Annotated in this window: 7 protein-coding genes; 1 reads left to right on the top strand and 6 read right to left on the bottom strand. The window is 59.8% G+C overall.

The genetic code is table 11. The features are described 5' to 3' along the window. The coding region (locus AB0269_RS14465) for a transposase (RefSeq protein ID WP_366211951.1) at nucleotides 1-225 on the top strand (225 nt) is incomplete at its 5' end. On the opposite strand, the gene AB0269_RS14460 is transcribed toward AB0269_RS14465, so the two are convergent. The 6 genes from AB0269_RS14460 to AB0269_RS14435 form a co-directional block, all read right to left on the bottom strand. After that, the gene (locus AB0269_RS14460) at nucleotides 191-583 is read right to left on the bottom strand and encodes a hypothetical protein (protein WP_366211950.1); all 393 of its coding nucleotides are present in this window, start codon (nucleotides 581-583) and stop codon (nucleotides 191-193) included. The genes AB0269_RS14465 and AB0269_RS14460 overlap by 35 nt on opposite strands. A gap of 39 nt (nucleotides 584-622) precedes the next feature. Next, entirely contained in the window at nucleotides 623-3,010 is a 2,388-nt protein-coding gene (locus AB0269_RS14455; protein ID WP_366211949.1) for an AAA family ATPase, read from the bottom strand. A 121-nt stretch (nucleotides 3,011-3,131) separates the two neighbouring features. Continuing rightward, nucleotides 3,132-4,262 carry a reverse transcriptase family protein gene (locus AB0269_RS14450; RefSeq protein WP_366211948.1) on the bottom strand — a complete coding sequence of 377 codons (1,131 nt, stop codon included), beginning with the start codon at nucleotides 4,260-4,262 and terminating at the stop codon, nucleotides 3,132-3,134. 205 nt (nucleotides 4,263-4,467) lie between these two features. Further along, nucleotides 4,468-5,664, bottom strand: a complete 1,197-nt coding sequence (locus AB0269_RS14445) for a hypothetical protein (RefSeq protein ID WP_366211947.1) — start codon at nucleotides 5,662-5,664, stop codon at nucleotides 4,468-4,470. Further along, on the bottom strand, nucleotides 5,661-6,404 hold the full coding sequence (locus AB0269_RS14440; protein WP_366211946.1) for a SprT family zinc-dependent metalloprotease: 744 nt from the start codon (nucleotides 6,402-6,404) through the stop codon (nucleotides 5,661-5,663). The genes AB0269_RS14445 and AB0269_RS14440 overlap by 4 nt, the downstream gene beginning before the upstream one ends. Then, nucleotides 6,391-9,492: an HsdR family type I site-specific deoxyribonuclease gene (locus AB0269_RS14435; protein WP_366211945.1), complete on the bottom strand. Its 3,102-nt coding sequence runs from the start codon at nucleotides 9,490-9,492 to the stop codon at nucleotides 6,391-6,393. The genes AB0269_RS14440 and AB0269_RS14435 overlap by 14 nt, the downstream gene beginning before the upstream one ends. Between the last annotated feature and the right edge of the window lie 2 nt (nucleotides 9,493-9,494).

Here is a 9,494-nt window from a genome sequence, read left to right as displayed (position 1 = left end):
GAGCTCACCACCCTGGCCCGGACCCTGAAGAAGCGAGCCGCTGACGTGCTCGCCTACTTCGAACGACCCGGCACCAGCAACGGGCCGACCGAGGCGCTCAACGGACGGCTCGAACACCTGCGCGGCTCCGCACTCGGGTTCCGCAACCTGACCAACTACATCGCCCGAAGCCTGCTCGAGACCGGCGGCTTCAGACCCCAACTCCTACACCCCCGATTGGGATGAGCCGGTAATCCGTCGACGCACACACCACATAGCCGGGGTTCCTCAGTATGGAGTCGACGAAGTCATCGTTCAGGATCTGGGTGAGCTGCATGTGTAGCGACAGATCCTTCGAGAGGGTGTCTCCGAAACGCGCGTACCATTGGGCGATCCGCTTGGCGCCGTAGACGAGTTCTTCGGGGTCGTTCAGCATGGTCGCAGCAGTCGCCCAGAGTTGCCTGTTCTCGACCATGCTAACGAGCGCGCTCGAGTCGGTGAAATGCCAGATCGGACCGTGATAGTGCTCACTGAACGGGAGAGGACCGAATGCTCCACGGTGCTCGACGCTCGCGTCTTCGCGCGCGTCCGATTCTGTGCTCATCTCACCAAGTTAGCGGCTTTCACTCACTCCCCCGTTCAATCAACTACTACTCGCCCGCAGCGCCTGATAGGCGAGAGAGTCGACGGCACGCAGGAGGCGAGGATAGTCATCGACGAGCGCTCTCGGATCAGCGTCGAGATCAAAGTCCCGACGCCAGGACCGCATGGCTGCGCGCACATCCTCAGCTTCGGGACTGTTGTCGAGTTGATTGGTGATTTCTTCGATCAGATCCGAAACGTCTTCGCGGCGAGCTTGGTCATGATGGGTGCGCGTGAATGCACGCTTTGCCCGGTTGATGCGGCTTGAGATCCGGTCGACAGATTCTGCGCGTTCAGCTTGCCGTTGGCAACGTGCGATCTCGGCAAGCAGAATTCGAAAATTCTTCTCGACCTTTGCAACGTCTTCGTCGGTCGTTGAGATGCGCGCGTCACGTCGTGTCATCACGTCGACGACGGCCCTCGCGAACGCCACCTTATCCAGATGGAACCTCGGCAGCCCTGACCGCGCAGCGATCACACGCTGAAGCAGTTTGAGCGTGCCTTCACGTGTGCCGTTGTCCTCCGTTTGGGCAGTGAAGACGCTCGCATCGTCGAGTGACATCGCTGCGACGTCAACGCCTGGCACGAACTCACCACAGTACAGTTGCGCTGCGTCGATCGCGATGCGCAGAGGGATAAGGTCTTCAATCCCCGAGATTCCCTGCGGGTTAGACGATTCCATTCCGTCGAGGGGCGCGATGCCAAGTTGCAACACCAGGCCAGGATCAAGCAGTTTGTCCCCGTACGCGCCGCCGGCTGCGATGTCTTCCCTTGCCTCGTCACCCGCTTTGTCGCTGTCAAGGAGGACAACCACAGGAGGCTTCTCGACGTCGCGCCCTCGTGCGAGGTATACGAGATAGGGAATGTGGCGAGTACCTCCCGCAGGCACGATCGTGAGGCTGTTGAGATTCAAAATATCTCGGTCTGCTGCCTTCAGTGTCTTCAACCACCGCGACGCGCCCGCGATGAGCACCTGATCTGAGGTTCCCTCTACCATCAGGTTGCAGTTTCCGATGAACGCTGTCTCCGCCACAAAACTTCCGAACGCCGAGCGGAGTGGCTCGTAGTGGTTTGCGGACGCGTTACTCACCACTCGCGTCCCTTCATCGAACTCGCCCTTCTCGAGGACGCGAATCCTGTCGGCCTCGTTCTTGTCAATCAAGAACGGTGAGTGCGTGACGTAGACGACTTGTACAGGCTGCCGTCCAGCGTCCTTGGGCTGGGCAAAATCCTCGAAGATGCGGAGTAGGTCCTGCTGACCAGAGGAAGAGAGAAACCGATCGGGCTCGTCCATGAGCAGGATCTCTGCCTGACCATCGCCCCGCGGTTCGTGCGCTAGGTATTGGACGAAGTAACTCAGGAAGTACTTCATGCCATCGCTGCGCTCATCGAAGCCGTAGCTACGCCCGGTTCGATCGCGGATCATGAACACGAGGTCAAACTCGTACAACGAAACGAAAAGCTCGAACTGTGAGTCCTGCGACCACCAGTGCGGAAAATCGAGCGCTCGAGCGAGCAGCGCATTGATGGTATCGACGATGCTGTTGGCATACCCATTCTTAGTTCTCACCGCATCCTGAAGCTCCTGGAACAGGCTTCGCTTGACGCCGCCTACCTTCACCAAGAGGTCAGCTGCAAGCTCGTATTGCTTGATCTCGTCGGGGGAAACATCGCTACTCGATTGAAAGATGCCTACAATCGCGGCAGCGTTCGATGCGACGGATGCTTCGCTTCCGAACCAGTCTCTGTTCTGATTGAGACGATCCCAAAACGCGCGTAGCGATCTCCGCCCCACTCCTGCCGCGACCTTCCCCGTCGCCAGATACTGGATCGGCACGCTGTCGGGAAGTGGGACGTCGGCATCGATTCTGAATGGAACCGGTGCGCCAAGCTTCGCGAGCGAGGTAGACGACTTGATGTGCACACCCTCGGACCACGCCCCGCCGACCGACCTCACGTAGACACGCAGAACCGGGGTGTCATTCATTCGGAAGATGCCGACACGATCGATATCCGAGAGGTTGCGAAGCGACGACATCGCCTCGATCTCTTTTAGATCAGCGAGAGAGATCTCACTGTAAACAGCGCCAAACTCGGGCAGCGTGACTGTCCCATCGACGCCGAAGAAACGCGAGTATCTGCAGAAGTCACTGCGGTCGAATCCTTTGCCGGTGAGAGCGGCCTCGATCGCTCTCAGTACCTGGGATTTGCCCGATTCGTTAGCCCCAACGACCGTCGTGATTCCCGGGCGTAGCTTGACCCGAACGAACGGGTAGCTTCCCATCGGCGTCGCGTCCCACGGATCGGCCACGTACTTCTCGCCAGAAGCCCTCACGAAGTCGTAGTTCAGCGAACGGTAAAAGCGTGCGTAGACCGAGTGAAGCTGCATGGGACACTCCTTCTGCTGTGTTGGTCCATCTGTACCAGATGGGACCGACATCGATGGTGACGGCTCAGTAGCCGAGACGTGCATCAATGGCGGCTTCCACGGCAGCGCACTGACGGAAGCCTCACACGGCGTGTCGCAACAGGTCTGCGGGAAGCCCATCCGCCGTAAGGATCTGGCGCAGTTGTTGACGCCAGGCAGTCGCGCGCGCTCGCTCAACGCCCAGCGCGAAGGAGATCCACCCGTCTAGATGATCGATGAAGGAGAACACTGAGTCGAAGCCGCGATGGGCGGCGTGCTTAGCCAGTCCAAACTTCTCGCATCCTCGCAAGTGAACCTCGATCCTGCGACGGTCCTCGGGGAGCAGCCTCACCGAATCGTCAACGAGAAGGCCCAGGACGATCTTGCGTGCACCGGGAGGAACGACCCGGGACTTCGCGCGATGGGCCTCGAATCCCGCACTTCTTACAAGGCCGCTGACTTCTCCAATCACTCCAGAAGCTTCCACACGACTGAACGTCGAATGACCGGAGAACGCGAGATCATCCGAATAGCGGGTGTACACCAGTCCCGACCGAGTTGCGTAGGCCTGCAGTAGTCGGTCGAGCCGGCCGGCCACCGCATTGGCCAATTGACCGCTCGTAGGCCCACCTTGCGGGAGGACTCCCTGGCTGTGCATTGAGTAGTCGCTAATCACGTGCTCGGATCCAGACGCACGCAGGTTTCCTTCCGCTCGCGTAGTGATGCGCGCCAATTCAAATGCCACGAGTTTCGAGTACCCGAGCCTGCGGAACACTCGGTACACGGAAGGTTCGAGCACGGTGCCGAAAAAGTTGTGAAGATCCATCTTTACCATCCACTGTGCTCCCACGTGCTGCTCGGCGCACTGGACGATCGAAACTCCTTGCCGGTACGCAAAGCTCGCTGGATGCTCGCGAACACCGTTGAGCACGTTCGACAAGAGCCAGCGCTGAACGTCCATCAAGATGGGCTCAGGAACTGAGATCGGCCTTGTTCCACCAGACCGCTTCGGCATGGCGACCGACGAGTATGCGTCTCGTGTCCGATTGACGATCTCGCGGAGATACGAGTAACTCGCACCGGTCTCGTGCGCCAAGTGTGCCAATGACAGCACTGGATACGCACCTTGCGCCTTGAGGCGAGCCACCTCGGCTGTCGCTCGGTTCACTACAGAAGGGTCGCCGCCGTCGGCCACTCCGGTCTTGTAGTAGAGATGAGGAGGAAGCAAACTCACTTACCTTTCGACCCGTCAGGGTCCGCAGGAGCGGATGGGGAATCCCCGAGACATACGAGGACCCGGATTCTCCATCCGCCCCTACGCGTAGCCTCTGATCGTCCTGCGATCGCAGTTAGCCGCGACCTGCGGACACGATACGGCGATCGTGTCCGAGCGAGCTGCCGCAACGCGGCAGCCTCATCACTAAACGAGTTGCTCCTCCTCATCTCTTCAGCCGAGGATAGTACGGAGATGTGTCGGGACGCAGACCCGCGGAGACGTGCCGCGGTGTCTTCTTACGGCGTTCAAGAGTCTGCTTGCCCGCGCTCGTGATCTGGCCAGCGTCGTCAGTCAGCCCGAGGCTACTCAAAGAATTCATCGTTTGCTCAACTTCACCAAGCGACAGTCCGAGCTTTAAGGCAAGATCGTGCTGTGTCGCGGGAAGTAACGCCAGCACCGCAAGATGTTGCCCCCATCGATTCTGATCCTGGAATCGTCTAGCAAGTCGAAGTTGTCCAGCTTGCGCCAACAGCCGCGACGCTTCTACAACTGGACGCTGGACCTCGAGCTGCGCCGCGAGGTCCGCCGACACCGATCGCCCATCAAAAAACGGCTGCCACCTCGTGGATCGACTTATGAGAATCGCTGGGAGATTGTTTGGCACTGAGAACGAACTAGCAAAGAGACCAGCGCTGTTCCGAAAGCCCAAGGCCCCATTCAACCGTCCGCGCCTCGCGTAGCGCTTGCATATCTCTTGAACCCTGCCGTTGAGCGACAAGGCTTGGTCGAGTCCAGGAACAATCTCTTGGACATGCACAGCATCGACGCCTCGATGAGCGCGCACCCTCTCCAGCCCGAGGCGAGTAGCCGCATACGCGACGACCATGATCTTCATCAGACCGTAGGAGTGCCAACTCCGAAGCGACCCATGTCGCCACCATGCATCGATATAGTTCAGTGCCTGCTGCCCGGAACCGATGACGTCAGTGATTAGCACCAGCGAACGCACGCGTGCGCCACGCATACTCTCGAGATTTAGTGGCCGCGGAGCGATCAGTTCCTCTGGGAGCCCTCGACTCATTTCTCGAATCAGATGAGCGAACAGTGCCTCGCTTCCGGGCATATTGTCGAGCGGTTGGTCCGGATCAAACTCGACGAAGACAGTCGGTTCAGAGTCCGCGGGCAACTTCTCCCCGTTGGGGTCGCGCATATCCTCCTTCGACAGCATCGGCGCCAGGACCATAGGGGATCGCCCAGGTGCATTCGTCGCCAATTGCTCTACGCTCCGACGTACGCCCGCGATGACTTCGCCGCCAGGAACATAGAGGATCGAATCTAGAAGCGCCACCGCTGCGTCACGATCATCAACCTCGAACTGCCGCAACCAGTTCGCCGCGCGGGGAGTTTGCGAAAGCCTCATCCGGCAATCTCCGACGTATGTTCCCACTCCTCATCGGCCAACGGGGCACCGTTCAGTTCATCACGCCGCGCTCGCCAGTCTGGCAGGTACTGATCCATGAGCGCGACAAACCGTTCGTTGTGGCTGCGTTCGTGCAGATGCGTCAGCTCGTGGACAACGATGTATTCGAGACAGCGTGGATTCTTCTTCGCCAGCTCCGGGTTCAACCAGATCGTGCGTGAGTGCGCAACGCAGGTGCCCCACTTGGTCTTCATCCGCCGCACGATGATCTTGCCCGCTTCGACACCGATTACCGGTTGCCACTTGGACAGGAGCGCAGGAACGGCTGCCTTCAGTTCCCGGCGATACCAACGGTCTAGCGTTGCTCGCTTGGTCTCTGCGTCAGCGTCCGCGGGTGTGGTGACCCACAGTGTCTGTCCTTTCGGCTCGACGTGAAAGTTCCCCGAAGTTCTCGATATGTCGAGCCTGTACCGCTGACCCCAGACGTAGTGCGTCTCGCCGGACTGCATTTTGCGTACGCTCTGTCGGTCGGCCTTCTGCAGTTGTTCCCTCTGCCGTTTGATCCACGACAGGCGCTGCACGACCGCGAGACGGATCGTGTCCTCGCTCGTCGATGCCGGGGCTGCAACTCGTACACGTCCTACCGGTGGGTAGACGGAGATGTGCAAGTTCTTGATGTCTTTGTAGATGACATCGACCCCAAGTCCGGCAATTGTTAGGTAGGAGTTAGCGGTATTCATCGCGAGCCTTCACTAGTTCAAATAGCTCTTCGAAGCGGTCGAAGCCAGCAGGCAGTGCCCGGCGGAGCTCCCTGGCCAGCGCCCGCTCCTTGATGCGGCTGCCGACCCAGCCATGCTCCTTCTGGCGCATGACGGTGTAGTCGACCACGACGGCGAGGTTGGGGTCAGGGAAGCTGAAGTCGACCAGCGCCCGCTGGGCACCGTTCTTCGCCCACTCCGGATAGACCGTGTCGGACTCCTTCTTGCCGACCTTGGTCGCAAGCTCAAGGAGGCGCTCCAGGTATGCCCTGTAGTCGAGGGCATCCTGGCGGCGTTGTTCGATCAGGGCATCGAGCAGTTCGGACATCCGGTCGTAGTAGCGCGGGTTGAGAGCTCGCTCGTCAACGATGGTCTTGCGAACGTTGTTGACGATCGTCTCGGCAGCAGCTTCGGGGCTCTTGCGAATACCTGGTAGGAGCGAGGTCAGAGCGTCCTCACCGCGTTCGACGATGAGATCGACGAGACCCTTCTCGAAGGTCGCTACCACCTCCGACGGGTCAGCCTGGATGTAGTTGTCGAGCAGTGCGCGCATGCCAGCCTCGAACTGCTTCATGTCGATGTTCTCGCCAGCGCCGAGTTCGACCTCGTCGCGAACGGCGACGAAGTGTGCGACCTCGTTCTTGATCGCCGCAGCCTCAGCCAAGGAGTAGCCCGCAGCCTCCATCTCGTTAGCCAGAGCACCGTACGCGCGCACGAGGCCAGAGACGGTCTTGTACAGTTCGACGCGCTTGGCCTCGTTCGCCTTGATCTGAGCGAAATCACCCGGCGTTGAGGCCACGAAGTAGTGCTGGTACTCGAGAGTGCCCTTGGGAGGCGCGACCGGTTCGGTCAGAGCGCGGATCCGTTCCAGTGCCTCTTCGAGATCCTCGCGTCCCTGTTCGACACGGTCTTTGAGCAACCCCTCGACGTCCTTCTCCTCATAGCCGTCCAGAGCGCCCGAGGTGTAGTCAGTGATGGCCGACTCCAGCGAGTTGAACAGATCGCGGTAATCGATGATGTAACCGTAGGTCTTGTCGTCGCCGTCAAGACGGTTGACCCGGCAGATGGCCTGGAACAGGCCGTGATCGCGCATCTTCTTGTCGATGTACAGATAGGTGGCGCTCGGAGCGTCGAACCCGGTCAGGAGCTTGTCGACCACGATGAGCAGCCGCATCTGGCCGGGTTCTTCGATGAAGCGGCGCTTGACTTCCTTCTCAAACTCCTCGATCCGGCCAACCGCCTCGTCCGCGGGCACACCGAAGAAGTTCGCCAGCATCTGCCGGTAGATGTCGTACTGGCGTAGCTTCTCAGTCGCGCCCTCGCCCGAGTCCTCCTTGGAGATGTCGCTCGGGTTCGGCACGTAGCTGGTGACAATGGCAACCTTGTCCTTGAAGCCAGCGTTGACGAACATCTCGTAGAACTTGCACGCCTGGTAGATCGAATCGCCAACGAGCATCGCGTTACCGCGACCGCTCACCAGCCTTGGTTCGGTCTCCATGTCCAACAGGATGTCCTGGACGATCTGCTTGGCCCGAGGTTCAGCGGACACGACTTTCTGCATCGTGCCCCACTTCTTCTTCAAGCGGGCCTTGCTCAGGTCGGTGAGGCCCTTGGTCTTGGCCTCGAACCACTTGTCGACCTTGTCCGGGCTGGTCAGGTTTTGTTCGATATTGCGCGCCTCGTAGCGCAGATCGAGCACGACCCCGTCCTCGACAGCCTCATCGAACTTGTAGGTGTGGATGAACGAGCCGAAGGTCTCGATACTCGTTGCCTTGTCCGCCTTGAGTAACGGCGTGCCTGTGAAGCCGATGAACATCGCCCCGGGCAGAAGCTCTTTCATGGCTCGGTGCATCTTGCCCGACTGCGTCCGGTGCGCCTCGTCGACGAAGACGAACAGGTTGCCCTTCGGGATGAACCCGGCGGGAACGCGCGAGCGTAGCTCAGCGATGAAGTCCTCGCTGTCCCGGTCGATCTCCTTGTCGTCGTCGCTGCCCCGAAACTTGTGGACGAGGGAGGCGATGAGCCATGGATCGTGCTTGTTGACCTGGGTCAGCAGGTCCGCGCCGGAGGTCGTGCGGTAGATGTTCTCGTTGACGCCGCCGAAGACTTTCTCAATCTGCTCATCAAGCTCGGTGCGGTCGGTGATGATCAGGACGCGCGATTCCGGCTGATGCTCACGGATCCACTTGGCCAGCCACACCATCGTCAGGCTCTTACCAGAGCCCTGGGTGTGCCAAATGATGCCGCCCTCACGCTTGGCGATGCGTGCCTGTGTCGCCTTCACCCCAAAGTACTGGTTGTGTCGAGCCGTCTTCTTCTTGCCTGCATCGAACACCACAAAGTCGTGGATTAATTCGAGGAAGCGTTCCTTCGAGCACATCTGGAGAATCGCCCGGTCCAGCGGTTCGGCCGCGTCAGCCCCGACTTCGCTTCCCTCAGGCTCTTTCCATTCCAGCCAGTACTTCTCCGGTGTCTCGATGACGCCGTAGCGCAGGCCCTCGACGTCGTTGCCCGCGAACAGGAACTGGACAGTCGAGAAGAAAGGTCGGATGAAGTGAGCACTCTGGTTGCCGATGTTCTGGCGGATACCCTCCGTGATGCTCACCTTCGAGCGTTTGAACTCGATTACGCCCAAGGCCAGGCCATTGACGTAGAGCACGACGTCGGGACGCTTGTTGTGCTCGCCAGCGATCGCAACCTCTTCGGCCACGACGAAGTGGTTGGCTTCCGGGTTGCTCCAGTCAATCAGCCACACGGTCTCGAACTGATCGCCCACGCCCCGCTTTACCTTCACGCCGTAGCGCATCAGGTCGTAGACCTCACGGTTTGCCTCGTACAGCGTGCGGACTCCACCAACTGACGCAGCCTTGGATAGCTCGTTGATCGTCTTACCGACGATCTCCTCGTCGTAGCCACGAGCCAACAGGTTGTCCCGGAGGTCGGCAACCTCGACATTCGAGTTCGCCGCGCGGTCTTCCCAACTGCCGCCGTACCCGTATCCGAGGCGCTCTTGGAAGAAGCGGACGACGCGATCCTGCGTCTTGCGCTCGACTTGTCCGACGGTGCTCATGG

Origin of the sequence: Microbacterium sp. NPDC077644 (assembly GCF_040702785.1) — a bacterium.
GTDB lineage: Bacteria > Actinomycetota > Actinomycetes > Actinomycetales > Microbacteriaceae > Microbacterium.
The sequence above is the reverse complement of the archived record's forward strand: the minus strand, read 5'-3'. Positions and strand labels throughout refer to the sequence as shown.